Source organism: Echinicola sp. 20G, assembly GCF_015533855.1.
Classification (GTDB): domain Bacteria; phylum Bacteroidota; class Bacteroidia; order Cytophagales; family Cyclobacteriaceae; genus Echinicola.
Genome location: NZ_AP024154.1, coordinates 1,424,795 through 1,442,307, shown reverse-complemented (window position 1 = coordinate 1,442,307; position 17,513 = coordinate 1,424,795). Strand labels below are relative to the sequence as shown.

16 protein-coding genes are annotated in these 17,513 nt (G+C 39.4%); 2 read left to right on the top strand and 14 right to left on the bottom strand.

From position 1 onward, the window contains the following. Nucleotides 1-69: 69 nt before the first annotated feature. From JL001_RS06390 to JL001_RS06380, 3 genes are read right to left on the bottom strand one after another with little or no spacing between them, the layout of a single operon-like run. Nucleotides 70-765 (bottom strand): hypothetical protein, encoded by a 696-nt coding sequence (locus tag JL001_RS06390; protein ID WP_200975302.1) that lies wholly within the window; start codon nt 763-765, stop codon nt 70-72. A 20-nt stretch (nt 766-785) separates the two neighbouring features. Further along, entirely contained in the window at nt 786-2,375 is a 1,590-nt protein-coding gene (locus JL001_RS06385; RefSeq protein WP_200975301.1) for an ATP-dependent RecD-like DNA helicase, read from the bottom strand. 46 nt (nt 2,376-2,421) lie between these two features. After that, nucleotides 2,422-3,780: an MATE family efflux transporter gene (locus tag JL001_RS06380; protein WP_200975300.1), complete on the bottom strand. Its 1,359-nt coding sequence runs from the start codon at nt 3,778-3,780 to the stop codon at nt 2,422-2,424. 314 nt (nt 3,781-4,094) lie between these two features. Between JL001_RS06380 and JL001_RS06375 the strand changes: the two genes are divergently transcribed. Together JL001_RS06375 and JL001_RS06370 are read left to right on the top strand one after the other, a co-directional pair. Further along, nucleotides 4,095-4,448 carry a DUF3127 domain-containing protein gene (locus JL001_RS06375; protein ID WP_200975299.1) on the top strand — a complete coding sequence of 118 codons (354 nt, stop codon included), beginning with the start codon at nt 4,095-4,097 and terminating at the stop codon, nt 4,446-4,448. Between the two features lie 81 nt (nt 4,449-4,529). Then, nucleotides 4,530-4,988, top strand: coding sequence for a hypothetical protein (locus tag JL001_RS06370; protein WP_200975298.1), 459 nt, complete (start codon nt 4,530-4,532; stop codon nt 4,986-4,988). A gap of 309 nt (nt 4,989-5,297) precedes the next feature. Here JL001_RS06370 and JL001_RS06365 read toward each other — a convergent pair whose 3' ends face one another. The 11 genes from JL001_RS06365 to JL001_RS06315 all read right to left on the bottom strand — a co-directional run bounded on the left by JL001_RS06365 (nt 5,298) and on the right by JL001_RS06315 (nt 17,480). After that, the gene (locus JL001_RS06365; RefSeq protein WP_200980631.1) at nt 5,298-5,462 is read right to left on the bottom strand and encodes a hypothetical protein; all 165 of its coding nucleotides are present in this window, start codon (nt 5,460-5,462) and stop codon (nt 5,298-5,300) included. Between the two features lie 536 nt (nt 5,463-5,998). Next, the gene (locus tag JL001_RS06360) at nt 5,999-8,800 is read right to left on the bottom strand and encodes a bifunctional aconitate hydratase 2/2-methylisocitrate dehydratase (RefSeq protein ID WP_200975297.1); all 2,802 of its coding nucleotides are present in this window, start codon (nt 8,798-8,800) and stop codon (nt 5,999-6,001) included. A gap of 505 nt (nt 8,801-9,305) precedes the next feature. Beyond that, nucleotides 9,306-9,758, bottom strand: a complete 453-nt coding sequence (locus JL001_RS06355) for a hypothetical protein (protein WP_200975296.1) — start codon at nt 9,756-9,758, stop codon at nt 9,306-9,308. Nucleotides 9,759-9,943: 185 nt separating this feature from the next. Next, nucleotides 9,944-10,378: a hypothetical protein gene (locus JL001_RS06350; RefSeq protein ID WP_200975295.1), complete on the bottom strand. Its 435-nt coding sequence runs from the start codon at nt 10,376-10,378 to the stop codon at nt 9,944-9,946. Between the two features lie 188 nt (nt 10,379-10,566). Continuing rightward, nucleotides 10,567-11,112 carry a hypothetical protein gene (locus JL001_RS06345; protein WP_200975294.1) on the bottom strand — a complete coding sequence of 182 codons (546 nt, stop codon included), beginning with the start codon at nt 11,110-11,112 and terminating at the stop codon, nt 10,567-10,569. Nucleotides 11,113-11,150: 38 nt separating this feature from the next. Beyond that, the gene (locus JL001_RS06340) at nt 11,151-11,858 is read right to left on the bottom strand and encodes a hypothetical protein (RefSeq protein WP_200975293.1); all 708 of its coding nucleotides are present in this window, start codon (nt 11,856-11,858) and stop codon (nt 11,151-11,153) included. A gap of 426 nt (nt 11,859-12,284) precedes the next feature. Beyond that, on the bottom strand, nt 12,285-12,869 hold the full coding sequence (locus tag JL001_RS06335; RefSeq protein WP_200975292.1) for a hypothetical protein: 585 nt from the start codon (nt 12,867-12,869) through the stop codon (nt 12,285-12,287). 150 nt (nt 12,870-13,019) lie between these two features. Further along, nucleotides 13,020-13,388: a hypothetical protein gene (locus tag JL001_RS06330; RefSeq protein ID WP_200975291.1), complete on the bottom strand. Its 369-nt coding sequence runs from the start codon at nt 13,386-13,388 to the stop codon at nt 13,020-13,022. 246 nt (nt 13,389-13,634) lie between these two features. Then, complete coding sequence (locus JL001_RS06325; protein WP_200975290.1) at nt 13,635-14,297, bottom strand: hypothetical protein; 663 nt, start codon at nt 14,295-14,297, stop codon at nt 13,635-13,637. A 644-nt stretch (nt 14,298-14,941) separates the two neighbouring features. Beyond that, the gene (locus tag JL001_RS06320) at nt 14,942-16,306 is read right to left on the bottom strand and encodes an IS110 family transposase (protein ID WP_200975288.1); all 1,365 of its coding nucleotides are present in this window, start codon (nt 16,304-16,306) and stop codon (nt 14,942-14,944) included. A gap of 400 nt (nt 16,307-16,706) precedes the next feature. Further along, nucleotides 16,707-17,480 (bottom strand): hypothetical protein, encoded by a 774-nt coding sequence (locus JL001_RS06315; RefSeq protein WP_200975289.1) that lies wholly within the window; start codon nt 17,478-17,480, stop codon nt 16,707-16,709. Nucleotides 17,481-17,513: the final 33 nt, after the last annotated feature.

Here is a 17,513-nt window from a genome sequence, read left to right as displayed (position 1 = left end):
CTCAATATACCGCTAAAAATCAGCCCCTTTAACTCAATCTCCTGAAAGGATCGATAAATTTTGGCAAATTTACCTCATAATATGCTCCCATATCAGCCTGGCAATTTCCTTCATGCCTTGATCACTAGGATGTCTGGATACGCCCTCTACCTCAAATTCACCCAAAGCCATATTCGCATCATTAGTACTTAAATAGGTAATATCCACTAAAGTCCAACCTTCTTTTTGCGCTGCCCACTTAAGCTGCTCGTTCATAATTGGATTCTGCCAAAAACAAGTGGTAATAATCACATCAGTTTCCTCGCTTCCCTTAAGATAAGCGGCAAAGTCAATTAAGGCATTGGCAAAATTATGGTCCTCTACATCATTCGTATTTACATTCTCTCCCAACCTGATGATCAATAATTCTGTCTCCAAATCCTTAAGTTCTTCATACTGGCTAAAATCCAATGTTCCAAAAAACTTTTCAAAAGGATAAACATTCTCACGAACTATTTCTATTTCAGGATTGTGGTTTCTCAAAGAATCGCTTAGCACACTGAAAAAGTCATTTTCAGGGGCACTGGCCGCCATTCCCCAAGCATTGTTCCATCCGATCTCTGGAGCAGGTGGATGAAAAGTAATGCTGTTTCCGATCACCAGTACTTTTTGAATAGGATCCCTCTCCGGTACTTGTTCCTTCTCGCAGGACGTCAAAAAAACAAATGTGGTTAATAAAACCAACAGGCCAATACTTACAGCCTTCATACGACTTAACTGAAACATTTAAAATATGGTTACGAAACTTAATTCCTACAATAAAACCGATCCTCCAACTGATCTTTTAGCTTTAAAAACTGCTGCCATTTGGGGTAAGTGGTCACATCATGAACGGCCTGCACTTCATCAAACATCTGCTGGGCCAATTCATATTCTCCCTGCTTAAATGCCCGGAAGGCATGCTTCAACAGCTGCATGGCCCTTGCCATTTCCAATTCTTTTTCAATCTGCTCTGCGGCCAGTCGCTGACGACTAAAGTCCAGACTATCCGGGCTCACTTTGACACTTTGAACTCCTATGGGGGACTTCAGTACCAAACCTTCCAAGTTGGTGCACCGACTCAAGGCCACATAGGCCTGCCCAGCTTCAAATGACCTGCTGATATCCAAAATGGCCCTTTCAAAAGTAAGCCCCTGGCTTTTGTGAACAGTAATGGCCCAAGCCAATTTTAGCGGAAACTGGGTAAAAGTTCCAATGATTTTGGCTTCCAAATGCTCTTCTGCCTCGTTATAGACAAACTCCACATTTTCCCATGTCTCCCTGCGCACTTCATAGATAAAACCCCGATGGTCTTCCACTTCAATCAAGTCATTCTCCATCTTGGAAACTTTCCCGATCATGCCATTATAGTATCTTCCCTCAGCATTGTTCCGCATAAAGATCACTTGTGCGCCCAACTTCAAAGTCAGATCAATCGGATCAAAAGGGACCATGTTCATTGGAAAATCATCCTTGATTTCGGCAGGATAGGTGCGTGGCTCCTTCTTGAGCTCTGCCAGTTTCTGTTTATTGATTTCGGCGATGGTGGCATTGTGTGTGCCAATAAGGATATACTCCTGATCCAACAGCTCGAATCGGTATTTACTGGCTGTCGCATTTAGAATCCGTAAATCTTCCTCCGAGTGGTCACTTTCGCGGATTCTATTGAGAATATCCTTAAAACGCTCATCTTTTTGCCTGTATATTTTTTGCAATTCAATATGAATCGGCTGAAGGGCTTTAAAGGCATGCGAAGAAAAGAAAAATCTCGACTGATAATGAGACGCCAAATGCTCCCAATCGGTGTTTCTCACCACAGGAGGCAATTGGAAAGGGTCACCGATAAAGATCATCTGCACCCCTCCAAAGGGCAGGTGCATCCTCTTTCGGTACACCCTCAATAATTGATCGATCACATCCAAAATCTCCACCCGAACCATAGAAACCTCATCAATCACCAAAATATCCATGCGGTTCAAAAGGTCTCGGTGTTTTTTACGGTACTGGAACTGCTCAAAGATGGACATGCCCTTTTCCTTGGCCTTAGGCTGCAAGCGAGGATCGCCAGGCAAAAATATCTGCCGGGGATCGATCTTGAAAAATGAATGAATGGTCTTTCCCTTGGCATTGATTGCCGCCACTCCTGTTGGCGCGACCACTGCCATATTTTTATCCCGATTAAGTTTCCTCAGGGTATGGAGAAAGGTAGTTTTGCCTGTTCCTGCTTTTCCTGTGAGAAACAAAGACCTATCAGAAAACAAAGCCACCTCCAAAGCATGGATAAATGCCTCATTGCTGGTATCCAAGCCTTGGGCTGAGAATTCCTGGTAGAGATAATCTTTGATGGAAAAAGCCATAGACAAATGTACTATTTTTTGATAGCTCTTGGGTAGTTGAAATTTTCTAAACCAAACGTTTCTTCCAATAGCCCATTTTGAAATAGACAAAGGCAACTGTGGCAGAAATCCAATTGGAAATAGGGAAGGCCCAATAAATCCCTTCATGTGCCAAGCTGGTATGATAGGCCAAGAAATAGCCCAAAGGAAAACGAATAATCCAAAGGTTCAAAAAGGAAATAAACATGGACGCTTTGGTGAAACCGGCTCCATTAAAGGTGCCATTGATCACTTGCTGTACTCCCAAAAAGCCAAAACTTGGCCCCATAATTTTAATAAACAGCGCCCCGTCATGAATTACCTGTGGTTCATTGGGTACAAAAAACCGGACCAGGTTTTCAGCAAATATAAAGAGCAAAGCCCCGATTCCCGTCAAACCAAAAAAAGCAATCTTAGTACTTAAAAACCCAGTCTTCTCAGCTCTTTTGGTCTTTCGGGCACCGATATTCTGCCCCACCAAAGTGGTGGTTGCAATGGCCAAACCCAAAGCAGGAATAATCACAAAACTCAAAATCCTCGCCCCAATCCCATAAGCTGCCACTACTTCACTGCCAAAACTGGTCACCAAGACTACCATCATGGTCATGCCTAAAGCCCGGGCAGACTGTTCCATACTGGAGGGCAAACCCAACTGAAAGAGCTTCTTGGTCCATGGCCAATCAAATTTCATTTCTGAAAAATGAATTCTAATCCCATGTTTTCCTTTCCAAAGAATATACATACCAGCCACTGCAGACAAACCCTGTGTGATCACACTAGCCACCGCAGCTCCTGATACCCCAAATCCAGGAATGGGCCCGAAACCATAAATAAATAGGGGATCCAAAATCAAATTCAAAAAGACCGTCACCAGAATCACATAGACCGGCAACAGCACATTACCAATGCCACGCATCAAGGACTGGAAGACAAAAAACATAAAGAGGAAGACAAAACCCAATGCGGACACCTTAAAATAGGAGACCGAATCAGACAAGACCTCTGGGCCAGCACCAATCAACCTCATCAATGGACCTGCAGAGAAATAACCGATCAACGCCAAAAATACAGACACCACAAATACGACAATCACTGTCTGTGAGGAAGCATAATTCACTTTAGATTGGTCATTGGCTCCTTTATGCTGGGAAACAAAGACTGTCCCGGCCAAAGTCAAGCCAGCCCCTAATGATAGGATCAAAAAGAGAATGGGAAAACTGATACTCACCGCTGCCACAGCATTGGCACCAAGGCGCCCCAACCAAAAAGTATCAATCAACTGATAGGCGGTCTGCAATACATTGGCCAAAATAATCGGAATAGCCAACTGAGTCAATGCAGTAATGATCTTGCCTTCGGTGTATGTTTTCTCTTTTGATGCCCCCATAAAAATCAATTGATTCAAAGATAAACATTCACATAGAAATAAAAGTCCGAGGCTGATCAATACTTTACTATTTCCCTTCCACCGGTAAAAAAATTCCAGAAAACAACCTCCCTTACCCTTCTCTAAAAATACTATTCGTTTATATTTTTACACATTTCATTATTAATAATGATCAATTTATAATCTATTCACCTTATCATCTCCCCCAATAGGCAAAGTCAAAAAACTTTGATAAATTAGGTAGAGTATTTTTTAATAGAGAGCGTGATTGAGTACCTTCGTGGTTCGGAAAAAAATAAAAATTATATAGCTATATGGAAATTACTGGTAAAATCATTCAAGTCCTTCCGGAACAATCTGGAAACGGAAGAAACGGAACTTGGAGAAAAAGAGACTATGTCCTAGAGACCGAAGGACAGTATCCTAAAAAAGTTTGCATGACAGTTTGGGGTGACAAGATCGATCAATTCAACATGCAGCAGGGTGATGCGGTAAAAGCCGGAATCGAGATCGAAAGTCGCGAATATAACAGCCGTTGGTACACAGATGTGAAAGTTTGGAGAGTGGACAAGCAAGGAGACAGCCCAGCTGGTGGACAGGCAAGTGCAGGCTCACCGGAAGTCACTACATTCAATGATGACAGTGGAGAAGATATTTTGCCTTTCTAATAGGTAGAGATTTCTCAAAAAGACTATATTTAAGCGATCGTATGATCGCTTTTTTTTTGAGTATAAAAATAGAAATAACCTATGTGGGATGATTTTGAAGACGATGACAGCTGGGACAGCGGAGACGAAGAAGATTTTAGAAAAGAACAGGATCGGATCAGGAAACATCCTTTGATGCAAAAGGCCGATGACATCATGCACCTCACCGAAGCTTTGGTAGGCGCACTTGATGAAACCGCCAAAGAGATGTATGGAACTTTTATGTTGGAAGATGCCACAGTCATCTGTGGGAAGTTTGCTGGGGCAGAAGGAGTGGATGATTTTATCCTGAAAATGGAAAATGCCGTCTTTATGAAAGTCCATGCCAGGCACCTTAACTCCATGACCTACTCTGTGGCCATGGTGGACACCCATGCTGAAGAACACCTGCAATTGCTCCGTGATGCCATCAGTGATTTTCAGGGGCTATTTGTACATTGGGTCAAAGGTTTTGATCCTTCCAATAAATATGATGATGGTTGGGGGCTGTTTTTAGACTAATTATTCAAGCCTTGATCCTTGTTGTTGTTCATTTAGTAACGATGTCTTAAGCAGAAAATCTATCTCTTAAAAAAATGGAACCCTTTAATCACCAAAAACGCAGGAAAAAGATCTATCAGACCAAAAAGCTCCAGAAAGTCAGTTGGTAACAATCAAAGCCTGAAACTTCCTTGGAATTTATCAGGCAAGCAGGCTCGCTCTTAACCGCAAAAATTATCGATTCTGGAGAGGAGATAGCTTTTTGGCAGATCATTTATGGATTTGGGCTATCAGACTATCACATCTGATAGTCTGAAGCAGTTTAGGGGATCAATCCGAAAGTCCGCTCACTGATTTCCCAAATTCAAAACCAAAATAAGCCCCAGCAATCATCAGCCCCACCGCAATCCCTATCAAAAGTAGCAATACGCCCAAAGGCATTTCCCAGTCCTCTGATCCTATCCGAAACTTGATGTTCTTTTTAAAATCAATCATAAAAGTAAAATTACAGCGCTAATTGGATTATATTAGAAATGCCGCATAAAATTTAAATCCCCAAGACCAACTTTGGGAGAATTATCTTGGCCAAATCCCAACCCTGTTTTTCTGATTTTCAGTAATTTCTTCCAACGTTTCAAAAACTGAATTTTACGCTTGGAATTTATTTCCCAGTCCATCGGAACACTTTGAAAACCTGATTTATAGGCTTCACCATCCCTTCTATACCACTCACCATGTCAATTTTAGAGTGAAAAAAATTCAGGGCGCACTTGACGGGCCAAATATAGGCAAAAGATTTTTTGGTAGGATACCAGTACCAATTCGGCCATCCATCCATCGCGCAAAAAGTACTTTCGAGAGAAGAGATTGCCAAGGTGAACACGTATGCTTCAACGACCAAAACTGCCGATGATGCATACGTGCTTTTCCTTTTGGCACTCTTCTTTATACAATTTTCAATGATTTAATCAGCTTTAACACAACCAAACTCAATTGTGTATCCTTGCTATTATCTCATTAATTAAACTGGCCTAAAAGGAAAGTAAGTGCCCAGGCTTGGTCGTCATTTTACCAAGTGGTGGGGCAAACTGAGTCAGCTTAATATCTTTCACGGCATATTTATACTCTTCTATAGTTGGTGTCCTTCCGAGAATAGCAGACAGTACTACAACTGGAGTTGAAGCTAATAAAGATTCTCCTTTCTTACGGTCAGAATCTGCTACAACCCGCCCTTGAAATAAGCGAGTGGAAGTAGCCATAACTGTGTCTCCTTTTTCTGCTTTTTCTTGGTTACCCATGCAAAGGTTGCACCCAGGGCGCTCCAAATACAATATATTTTCGTATTCTGTTCGAGCAGTTGTTTTTGGAGCAGTATCATTAAATTCAAAACCAGAGTATTTCTCCAATATTTCCCAATCACCTTCTTCTTTTAGTTCCTCAATGATGTTATATGTTGGAGCGGCTACTACAAGTGGTGCTTTGAACTCTACTTTGCCGTACAATTCTTCCAAGTTTTTCAACATTTTGGCTACTATCTTAATATCGCCTTTGTGAACCATACAAGAGCCTACAAAACCAAGGTCGATTATTTTATCACCACCATAGTAAGATAATTCCCGAATAGTGTCATGAGTGTAACGTCTGGAAACATCTTCATTGTTTACATCCGGGTCAGCAATCATCGGCTCATCAATGATATCTAAGTCAACCTCAAATTCTGCATAATATTTAGCATTTTCATCCGGAGCCAAAGGAGGTTTTTCTCCAGACTTAATCTCATCAATCCTTTTATTTGCTTTGTCAATAAGACTTTGAAGCACCTGCTTTTCATTGTCCATGCCTTTTTCAATCATTATTTTGATTCGGCTCTTGGCTATTTCTAAAGACTGAATAAGCGTATCAGGTTGCGAAATACAAATAGATGCTTTTGCTTTCATTTCTGCCGTCCAATCCGTAAAGGTAAATGCCTGGTCAGCAAGCAGGGTACCAATATGTACTTCTATAATTCTACCTTGAAATACATTTTCCCCTTTAAAATGCTTAAGCATCTGTGCCTGTGTAGCGTGAACTACATCACGGAAATCCATGGAATCTGCCATTTTTCCCTTAAAAGTTACTTTTACGGATTCCGGAATGGACATGGATGCTTCACCAGTAGCTAAAGCAAGCGCTACCGTACCTGAATCTGCACCAAAAGCTACTCCTTTTGACATTCTTGTATGGGAATCACCTCCAATGATAATCGCCCAATCATCAATAGTAATATCGTTAAGTACTTTATGGATTACGTCAGTTAATGGGTGATAAACTTCCTTAGGATCACGACCGGTAATTAAACCAAAGTCGTTCATAAACTTCATTAATCTGGGGGTATTCGCTTGTGCTTTCAAATCCCAAACAGAGGCCGTATGGCAACCTGATTGATATCCCGCATCAACAATTGGTGAAATCACCGTAGCAGCCATCATCTCTAACTCCTGTGAAGTCATCAACCCCGTGGTATCCTGCGAACCTACAATATTTACATTGACCCGAACATATGAACCTGCGTGTAGGGTTGCTCCAGAAGTACCCACTGCATTTTTGTTAAATATTTTTTCTACGGCTGTAAGCCCCTGACCTTTATGCGTGACCTCTTTTGAAGGAGCATAAACAGGAGGCACCTCGATTCCTAATGTATTGGCTGCAAAAGTTTGTAGCTTTTTACCGAACACAACTGCATAAGACCCTTTGGCTCTTATGAACTCCATTTTCTGAGGAGTAAGAGCGGAAGATATATCAATCAACTCTTTGCCCTCACTATCGTATAGTTTCTTAGTTTTTGTATTAATTGTAAGAACGGTTCCCGTATCAACAGAGTAAGTTTGTTTTAATATAGGGTCACCATTTTCATCCACGATCAGGTTACCCTCATCATCAACCTGTTTTACCCAGTTTTTCAAATCTAAACCAATACCACCTGTAACGCCAACAGTAGTTAAGAAAATAGGAGATATGCCATTTGTTCCTGCAACAATAGGGGCAATATTGATGTATGGAACGTAAGGGCTTGCTTGTTTTCCAATCCACAGGGCAACATTGTTTACCCCGGACATTCTTGAAGAGCCTACACCCATGGTACCTTTTTCGGCCAATAGCATCACTCTTTTATCTGGGTGGGCTTCTTTTAATTCCAGTAGTTCCTTTTGCCTTACTTCATCAAACTCAAACATACATTGACCATGTAACTCTCTGTCTGCTCTTGAATGCGCTTCTTTACCTGGTGAGAGCAAATCGGTAGAAATATCGCCCACTCCGGCTACAAAGGTTACTACTTTTATTTCTTCCTCTACTTCGGGTAATTGGGTAAAAAATTCTGCTTTGGCATAGCTTTCCAGCAGATCTTTCGCAATTGGGCTGCCTTTTTTGAATGCATTTTCTAAGCGCTCCATATCAGCCTCATACAAGAAAACTTGCGTTTTCAAAACATTTGCGGCTTCTTCAGCTATAACCTGATCCGTGCCTAAGGCCACATCTAATAACACATCTATAGAAGGTCCTCCTTTCATGTGCGATAATTGTTCGAAAGCAAAGGAAGGTGATATTTCTTTTACAACAGATTTACCCAGAATGATCTCTTTTAAAAACTGAGCCTTTACACTTGCAGCACTTGTGGTACCGGGCAACACATTATAAATAAAGAAATTAAGAGAGTCCTTTCTATGTTCGTGATTTTCATCTTTGATTTGCTCAATGATTTCACTGAGCAATTCGGCTCCATCAATTGGTAATGGGTGAAGCCCTTGGGCTTCCCTTTCAACAATCTGTTTTAAATATTCGTTATATGTACTCATGTTTTTTATCTTTTTTGGAAGAACTCATTTTAAAAAATAAAGCAGTGAAAATACGAACTTTACCTCAGTTTTAGAAAATCTTTAGCAGATCTTTTTTCAGAAGCAATCATCTTTAAAGTATGTACTGAGCCAAAACGCTGTGTTTATTTTTTAAATTCTTTATGCTTAAAAGCCAAATGTAAGTTCATGAGTTCCTATAAAAATTGATATTTTGATAACCACTAAAACCTTAATTCCAAACTCTATGTTTCCTCTAAGACTGTGCGCTGTCAACATTTTGATAATTGTATTCAAAATCGCTATCGCTAAAGTAGTCAAGTGAAGTCCCATCAATATTTTCCGAAGTAGCATTTTATCTTCTGGTGGCATCTAACGGGCTTCTATAACCGTCAGCTGGGTGGAAATTACTTTTCTTCGGTTAAGAACTGATGATAGCAATTCCGAGTGGATTAGGACGTAGTCGAATCTGCTGTAATTGCGGTTATAAATTGTTGTAAAACGTTTTTTATTCAAATTTTTGATATTCGTTTTTAATCTTGTCATTTAGTTTAATCCACTCCCGATTATCCTTAATTTCTACTATTTCCACGTTTATATCTGATTCAAATTTCGGTGGTGTTTTCGGTTTTTGAGTTGAATAAATTTTCAGAGTGTCATTTTCCATCTTGTAAATTATTCCACCAAATCCGTGAAAAATATATTCAGAGATTGAGTCAGGTTGAAATTCAAGGTTTGACTTTGTCGAAATCACAGAAATTTTATGGTCAGCAGTCAATCCCCAATTTTTGCTTTTCAGATAAAGAGATGTTTTTTTGTTAGGGAAGTAAATCTGTTCCTTTTTAAATACAGGTTTTCCGATTTCGTCCCAACTTGCTAATTCACGCTCAACTTTCATTCCGAGCCAAAAGGACAGTAAAATTAATACAGTCGAAATTATTATTAAAGTTTCTTTTTTCAATTCAGATTTCGGATTTTCCTAAATGTTCTACACCGTTGCTGCTGAGCTTTCAGGCGGATTTTACAAACGCTAAACTGTCGGCTGTGACCAAAGATAGCAGAAGAGAAAAAACCACGCGGCAAGTCGTCAGCCCGCCTGTCCATTTTGGCAGGTTTGGCCGTTCCGGCCACGAGAATGCTTGGTTTTTACCCAACCTTATTTATTAAGTCGTCAAGAGAATATTTTTTTATTTCTTTACTCTTAATTTTAGACAGTTCGTAAAGTTTGTTTTTATCTTGAATATCCAACCAAAGCATCGGGTCATTTCCAAAGATGGTTCCAAAAACAAGTGCCAATTCATGATTTAAAGAGCGTTCCCCTTTTATCAACTTTGTTAAATTAGATGGCCTAACTCCGATATATTCAGCGAATTTATTTTGTTTAATGTCAAAAGTCTTTAAATGTGCTTTGAGAAAATCGCCTACTAGCTTTGAATGCTTATTTTCGGAATTTAGATAATCTTCCATTTGAAATTTAAGAGCCATCAGTTCAATCATTTTCTTTCTTTCATTTGAACGTTCTTTTGATTTGTTTAAAAGAATAGATTGAAATTCATTGAATTCTTTAGTTCCTATATCCATTTTTTTCGGTTAGAACTTGCTCATTATTTTTGTTGATTTCGTGCTTATTCATAATGCTAAAACTTATTTTAAATACTTTTCTATTAATTCTAAACCAATCGAATCGTCAATGAACATTCTTTGGCCAAGAGCTTGATTTAATTGATCCCACCGCCTGACTATAAGGCTTTAGGCACACTGAATTATAGCTATTGTTTAAGCGCATTTTTCTTTCTCTCACTATTTATTTTGAACGTCACAAAGGAAACTCCTCCAGCTGTTGCACCAATTGATGCCAAGATACCAATGTCTGTAAAATATGCCAGGAACCCGAAAGGGATTCCGAATGCAATGGCTCCAATCAACGCCCATTTTATATAACTTACATTGTCTCTTTTGGTCTCTCTTAAGTGTCTTTGGTTTTCTGAAGTCATGTCCACCTTGTCGGTAACTGACGTTTTGTAGTTCTCAATAAACATATCCCACAATTTCTCCTCCCTAGGTGTTATCAATTGTCCAGTTGTGTTGATGTCGAAGTCCACCATAACCGTGTCATTTTGTAACGTAGCCCTAACTTCACTTTTCCAATTCAGTAGGTTAAATGTCACCATATTCCGCAGTGTACTTCCTTTTTTAAATGTTATTTGATTCTCTGTCCGACTTGTCTGTCTGAATCCAGTCTTGAAAAAATAGTCGGAGGTCAACTTAAAAAATGAGTCGTTGTCGTCAAGAGTAAATGTTTTTTGTCTTTTCATTCCTTAGTCAAAATTGTACGGAGAAAAATATGCACTACTTAATTATCATGCTCTAAATTTATATCAATATCTATTTCGTTCTCAACTTCTATCAAGTTAGTTTTCTTCATTTTTGGTGATTCAAAGAATTCTCTGAACATAATTTTTAAGGGGTATTTATCTATAGCAGCTTTAATGTTTATATTCTCTTTTACCACCTTACTTTCAATCAGGTCTATGTATGCATAAGAAATTCTAGAAAGGATAAATTCAACCTTTTTGATCCTAAATTTTTTAAGCATCTTAATTTCAGTATATGCAAGTTCTGGCTCATCCGAAAAATATGGAAGTTTTCCATAATTTGTGATATTCTTAATTATTGATTCTTCTAATCCACCTTCATCATTTAGCAATTCAAATTTTGATTTAGAATATAGATAGATTGTTAACCATCTTCTATGGCAATCAAAATATAAGCAACCAACCGGTAATCCATAAACAGGAATCCCATAATCTGAATCCATGGATACCCGTCCACTTTTAAAGTCAAAAGGAATAATAAATTTAAAATCCTTTATTAGGGAATCTTTTTGCCAGAATTTCCTTTCAAAGACGTCTAATCTTTCAATCTCATCGACATCAATAACTTCTGAATGTTCAAAATTTTTAATTAGAAATCCTTCATCTAAAATTTCTTGCTTTAAGCATTGAGCATATCCAAATCTATAAAGTAGAGTAATAAGTAATATCAAAAAAGTAATTCTCATCCTTTCTTAAAGTAGTTCACAACAGCCCGGCTATGTATAATGCGGAAGTACTTAGCATTATCATTAGCCATTGTTGAACGAATCCAGCTAAAGCAGGAAGCCGGCATGATTGTCCGGATCTTCCTAAATTAGCCTTATCGTAAATTTTAAACATTTTAAGCTATGAAAAAAAAGTCAGACCATCATTGAAAGGGCCATTGAAAATGTGCCCGGATTTGCCCTGCAGTTCAAACTGTCCGAAGGTGTATAAGTCATACAAAGAAGAACCTTATTATCACAAGACATCCACCAAAAAAACTCTCCCCATAATTACCCCATTCCCAGCACCATTTCATTCAACATTGCATTTATGCCTGCCTGTCCACTTTGGAAGGTTTGACCGTTCCAGTCACCCGAATGCTTAGTTATTGTAGCACGTTTTTCTTTTTATAGTCCGTCTTCCCGTTCCGAAAGCCAGTCATGGTATTTGTTTTTCAGTTGATCTCGTTTCTCGGTAGATTGGACGATTATGTCAACTCCACCGTCATACGGGACAATCACACAGTCTCGTGAAGGGCAAATAAACATTACTCTAATTTCACCGTCAGCAATTTTCTTTAGAAATTCATTTCTTTTATTCCTTCGCCAAGTGCCTGGCTTGACAAAGATCTCAAGGTACAATTCGTCTTCATGATCCTCTGGTCGCTCCTTTTGAAGATCAATTGTCATTATTTTCTGAAATTCCCCGAAGTCAGTCAGTTTCTTATAGTTGACATTAATAAGGTCATCTCCCACGTAAAGCCCAAAGGATAACATTATTTCAGTTCCATCTTCGATCAAGTCAGTGATCAGCTGATTCTGCTTGTCAAAAATGATTTGATATTCACTCTCGTTTTCAGCATATCTTTTGGATTCTGGTAGACAATGAATTCTAAACCATCTGTCGGGATATACCCATTTAAGTTCATGTCCTATTGGAAATACTTCTGGGTATTCTCTTGTCCAATAATCTATGAATTCGGATTCTGTCATATCAAATGTGCCACTAACGCTCTTACTAAACGGACGTGGCGGTCAAACGAAGTGCAGACCAGAACGTCCGCCTAAAAGTAGCAAAAAGGATTGACTTGTCAATCCGCCAACCGGCAGCCATGGCGTTTAGTTGATGTTAGGCATTGTTTCCTAATTTAGCGTCTTTATGTCAAGAATAAACTTATTATTAGGGGTGAATGAGACTTCAAACTCGCTGTTCATATCCAAATCATTTGTCTCAATGTCATGTGCTTCAAATTCAAAGAAGTCAATGTTAAGTCCATTGTTCATAATGACTTCTTTAGAAGCTTTGGTGGATTTAATTTTGACAACTCGGAGCTTCTCAACCAGTTTATGTCCAGCTCTAAGGTCTTTTTTCAATTCAATAATCCATTTCCATGAAATTTGATAATTGATATAGACAGACAAAATAAATGCAAACACCGAAGCTATCAGAATGTTGATATTTTGAAGAGCAATGCCTGCGGCTGCACATGCAATAATTATAAATATGTTCATTGGTAATATCCTTTTAAATAAGGAAACAAGGAAATCCAAATGTTTAATAATTGAATCTTCATCTGATTTGGAAAATGTGTTTTGCATGTCAAATAATAATGCCTAACGGTCTCGTATAACCGTCAGTTACGGGATTAAAGTTAATGATTTTCGGTTTATCACAGACGTTAGCAATTCCGAGTGGATTCGGACGTAGTCGAATCCGCCGTAATTGCGGTTATACATTGTTGGCAAATCGTTTTTTATTTATGGTATTAATATCAGTCGTTGTTTTAATTTCTCGTTTCCTAAAACCCAAACAATTAAATATCCGCCAGCTCCATCGCTATTCCATTGATGAACTATATAATCACCTTTGTTTTTATTAATTTCAAAATCATTGTCGCATTCAAAAATATCCTCGTAAAGAATAGTCGGAATCTCAATGGATTTTCCATTTATTGAGGTTTCAATTCCGACAACTTCTGTTTTAGGAATATTTCCGTCAGTTCCGTAAATTCTACGTCCATTAATTTTAGTCAACCATTTTCCGTCAAAATCTGAAATTTTATTTTCCAGACTAAATTCCTTTAACTTATACTCAAATGAAAATTCAGTTCCGTTGTATTTATTCAAATCCTCAATTGGACATAAACGACTTTTATGAATATAACCCGTAAAAGTATCATCTTCTCCGCATTCCATTTGATATTTGTTTTTTGAAATGTTGACAGTTATCCAATCCGTTTCTGTTTCGTTTTCTTGATAACTAAATACTTCATAATCTTTGAGTTTGTAAATGACTTCAGAGTCAATTTTAGGAAGTTTTCGAACGTTAGTGAATCCATCAACATCTTTTATGACTGCAACTTGTCCGTAATTCAGATTACAGAAAAAGATGATTGAAACGATTATTAAATAGTTCTTCATTTTCTTATGATACAGTTTTTCCTAAATGTTTGCCAACGGTTTGCATATGGCTTTTGGTGGTTTCGGAGCACTTTCCTGTCCACCGAAACTAAAGCTGGCTGCGGAGGGAAAGCCTTGCAGTCAGCCGTTCACCCGCCATAAGCTATATGCGTTGTTGTAGCGCGTTTTTTATTTATTTTTTCAATCTTCCGTTTTCTAATCCATTGGGTAACTGCAAATGATATTATCAGTGTCAACCAAAGCCAATAGTCATACTCGAATGCCCAAGTCACGAAAGGTGGAATAATTATTATCCATTCGAGGAAAAGAATCAAGTTAGTTTTGGTCTTGGTCAGATTGAATCCAATTGAGTCCATAATTATTATTGCTCCAAAAAATCCGCCAATAAACATCAGTCCGTAGGTGAAGAAAAGAAACGGAATCATGATCAGGTTTAGGAACAATGTCTGGCTCCATGTTTCTGTCGTGTAAGTTTCAAGTCCGAGTGAATTGAAAAGAATCATGCTTAAATAGGTCGTCACGTAAAACCCGACAAGATGAATCCAATTTGTCGAGATTATTCTTAATGTCCGTTTCAACCTGTTCATGTGATTTCTTTCTCCCTGGTCGTCTTTTTTAAATTCTGACTAACGTAATAAAATAGGTTAAATAGGGACTGTTTCCAGCCCCAAATCCTCATTTGTAAGCCCGAATTTATCGATTTGTTTCTTTATCCTCTTGACAAGCCCCATCTTTCTTTTCTGGTCCAGAAAGAGGTATCCTTCCGGGTTGGTGTAGGGGACTCCCTTCACTACCATGTTCCAGATGATGACGGCAAGCTTTCTTGCCGTGGCACTTACGGCCGAGACCCTTCCCTTCCTGAAGTTGATCCTGTGGAAAAAATCCCTGAGGGGTGTGGAATCCTTAAGGTTGCCAATGGCATTGGCCGCATTGCGCAATGCGATTTTCAGCCTGTTGCTGCCTTTTGGTACTTTGCTTGAGAGCACCTTGCCGCCGCTTACCCTGTTGTTCGGGGCCAGCCTGAGCCATGAGGCAAAGTGCTTGGCGGTCCTGAACTTCTTGATGCCTTCCATCCCCACTTCGCTCATCAGGGCAAGAACCGTGGAATAGCTCATCCCTTCAATGGCCATCAGGTCGGTCCCCTCGAACATCTGGTAAGCCTTCAGGTTGAGGTCAATGTCCTTTGGGGTGTTTTTGTTCAGCCTCTTGTAGGGCTTGGCATCGATGTGGTGCTGTCTCTTGTTGTCATCCGAATTGATGATCTCGTCGAGTACCTTCTCTATTTCCCTGTCACATGCTGCTATTTTCCCCTGAAGGTGGTCATAGGTATCAAGTTCCTGCTTCAGGGCGAACAGGTAGTCCTTCCTTCCATTGCTCTCCAGTGCCCTGGCGATTTCTTCGCTGCTTTTCCGGCAGTTTCCATGCCTGAGCGAGGCCAGCTTCTTTGGATCGGTTTCTCCCGAACAGATAGACCGGATGATCAAAAGTCCTGTCAGGCCGCAAATATCCTTGACCACCACGTCCAACCTCAGGTTCAGCAGCCTCAGGTTCTTCTGCATCTTCTTGGAGGTGGATGCTACCGAACGGAGAAGGTTGCCCCTTTGCCTGCAATAGGTCCTCAGCTCTTCAGTTTTGCCATCGGGAAGAAAACTACTGGTCAAAAGCCCAAGGGTATGCAGTTTCTGGATCCATTGGCAGTCCTTGATGTCGGTCTTTTTCCCCTTGATGTTCTTGGTAAACTTGCCGTTGCAGAGAACCAGGTGGAATCCCCTTGCCATAAGCACAGCGTACAGGTTCTGCCAGTAGGTGCCCGTACTCTCCAGGGCCACTGTCCTGATATTTTTCTCCTCCAACCAAGCCGCCATGGCGAACAGGTCCTGGTTGAATACCCCAAATTCACGCACGTCCTTTTCGGACTGCCCCACAGCCACCCAATGTGAACGACTGCCTACGTCAATGCCCGCTGCCTGCGGGTTGACGACATCCATGATGATAGGTTCCTGTTCCATGATCGGAATAATTTAAGCTCTCAGGGGATGTGCTTTTGGCAAGAAAATATTCTGAACGGGGTCCCGCCGCGACGGGCCGCCACTAAAGTGATCGCAAGCATCCCAACCAGGATTGCGCCCGTGCTTTCCCCTAAGAGGAAGCAACAGTTTAAAAACCGGCCTTGCAGAGAGCTTACACAATTTAAACAAAAAGTGGTTGATTCTTCTTCAAAACGTTAGCCCTGAAAGTAAATGTTTTTAATATATGGGGGATGCGCTACAACGGTCTCGGCTATTAGTAGTTGCGTGGTTTAGCACGTAACTTTGCAAGTACACACCAAACTGAAAATCCGCGAGGATTTTCAGAGGTAGGCGAGACCAAGCAATTACTTATAGCCATTGTTAGGCACAGTTTTCTTTTTTATCCTAATTCTATTCTACCAATATTGACAAAATTTCTTTCTATTTTATCAATTTCTTTCAAGTGTTTTTCAAGATAATTGATTCTTTCGGTCGCTAACTGGTCACACTTTTTAATCATTTTATTTTGAACTGTATCTGACTTATCAGCACTTGCATAAACCAAGCTGAATTTTTCTGGTAAATAATACTCTTCATATATCGGAATACTTCTATTATTCATATTCGGAATATCACCTAATTCAGAATCTACTATTACACCAAAAGTACCGTCTCCGTCGTTGTTTTTCCCTTTTACAATTAATTTAATAAACTCACACCAAGCAAAAAGTTCAGGTTTATGTTTATCATCAAATATATCCATATACAGATGCGGTTCGAAGCTAAATTTTGTGTATTCTCCTTCGTCATACCACCTACCTATACAAATTATTGAAACAGATATTGTCCTCCCATTTATTTTACGTGTATTGGTATCAATAGCACATAAATATTCGTAATTCTTCAAAACATTACTCGCATTCTCGTATGGTTTAATCGCCCCATCACTATAAGATAATACTTTCGGGTTAGACTCTCTTTCATAAAATAACTTGGAATTTAACTTTTTGGGGCTTACTAATTTACCATTTTTATCTCTCAATTCAAGCCCTGAGTCTGGATTAAAAACGACTGTATATGTTCCATTTTCTAATCCTTCAAAAGAGGAATCAACTTTATTTCGTCTAACTTTCTTAATAGGCTTTTTCTTATTTCCCCCTTTCTTTGATTTCATTTTTTTTTTTTTAATTCTGACTAACGTAATAAA

Excerpts from the sequence above, each read along its gene's own strand:
- JL001_RS06335 (WP_200975292.1), bottom strand. The coding sequence starts at position 12,869 with ATGACAGAATCCGAATTCATAGATTATTGGACAAGAGAATACCCAGAA.
- JL001_RS06330 (WP_200975291.1), bottom strand. The coding sequence starts at position 13,388 with ATGAACATATTTATAATTATTGCATGTGCAGCCGCAGGCATTGCTCTT.
- JL001_RS06370 (WP_200975298.1), top strand. The coding sequence starts at position 4,530 with ATGTGGGATGATTTTGAAGACGATGACAGCTGGGACAGCGGAGACGAA.
- JL001_RS06315 (WP_200975289.1), bottom strand. The coding sequence starts at position 17,480 with ATGAAATCAAAGAAAGGGGGAAATAAGAAAAAGCCTATTAAGAAAGTT.
- JL001_RS06380 (WP_200975300.1), bottom strand. The coding sequence starts at position 3,780 with ATGGGGGCATCAAAAGAGAAAACATACACCGAAGGCAAGATCATTACT.
- JL001_RS06345 (WP_200975294.1), bottom strand. The coding sequence starts at position 11,112 with ATGAAAAGACAAAAAACATTTACTCTTGACGACAACGACTCATTTTTT.
- JL001_RS06375 (WP_200975299.1), top strand. The coding sequence starts at position 4,095 with ATGGAAATTACTGGTAAAATCATTCAAGTCCTTCCGGAACAATCTGGA.
- JL001_RS06340 (WP_200975293.1), bottom strand. The coding sequence starts at position 11,858 with ATGAGAATTACTTTTTTGATATTACTTATTACTCTACTTTATAGATTT.
- JL001_RS06385 (WP_200975301.1), bottom strand. The coding sequence starts at position 2,375 with ATGGCTTTTTCCATCAAAGATTATCTCTACCAGGAATTCTCAGCCCAA.
- JL001_RS06365 (WP_200980631.1), bottom strand. The coding sequence starts at position 5,462 with ATGATTGATTTTAAAAAGAACATCAAGTTTCGGATAGGATCAGAGGAC.
- JL001_RS06350 (WP_200975295.1), bottom strand. The coding sequence starts at position 10,378 with ATGGATATAGGAACTAAAGAATTCAATGAATTTCAATCTATTCTTTTA.
- JL001_RS06360 (WP_200975297.1), bottom strand. The coding sequence starts at position 8,800 with ATGAGTACATATAACGAATATTTAAAACAGATTGTTGAAAGGGAAGCC.
- JL001_RS06390 (WP_200975302.1), bottom strand. The coding sequence starts at position 765 with ATGTTTCAGTTAAGTCGTATGAAGGCTGTAAGTATTGGCCTGTTGGTT.
- JL001_RS06325 (WP_200975290.1), bottom strand. The coding sequence starts at position 14,297 with ATGAAGAACTATTTAATAATCGTTTCAATCATCTTTTTCTGTAATCTG.
- JL001_RS06320 (WP_200975288.1), bottom strand. The coding sequence starts at position 16,306 with ATGGAACAGGAACCTATCATCATGGATGTCGTCAACCCGCAGGCAGCG.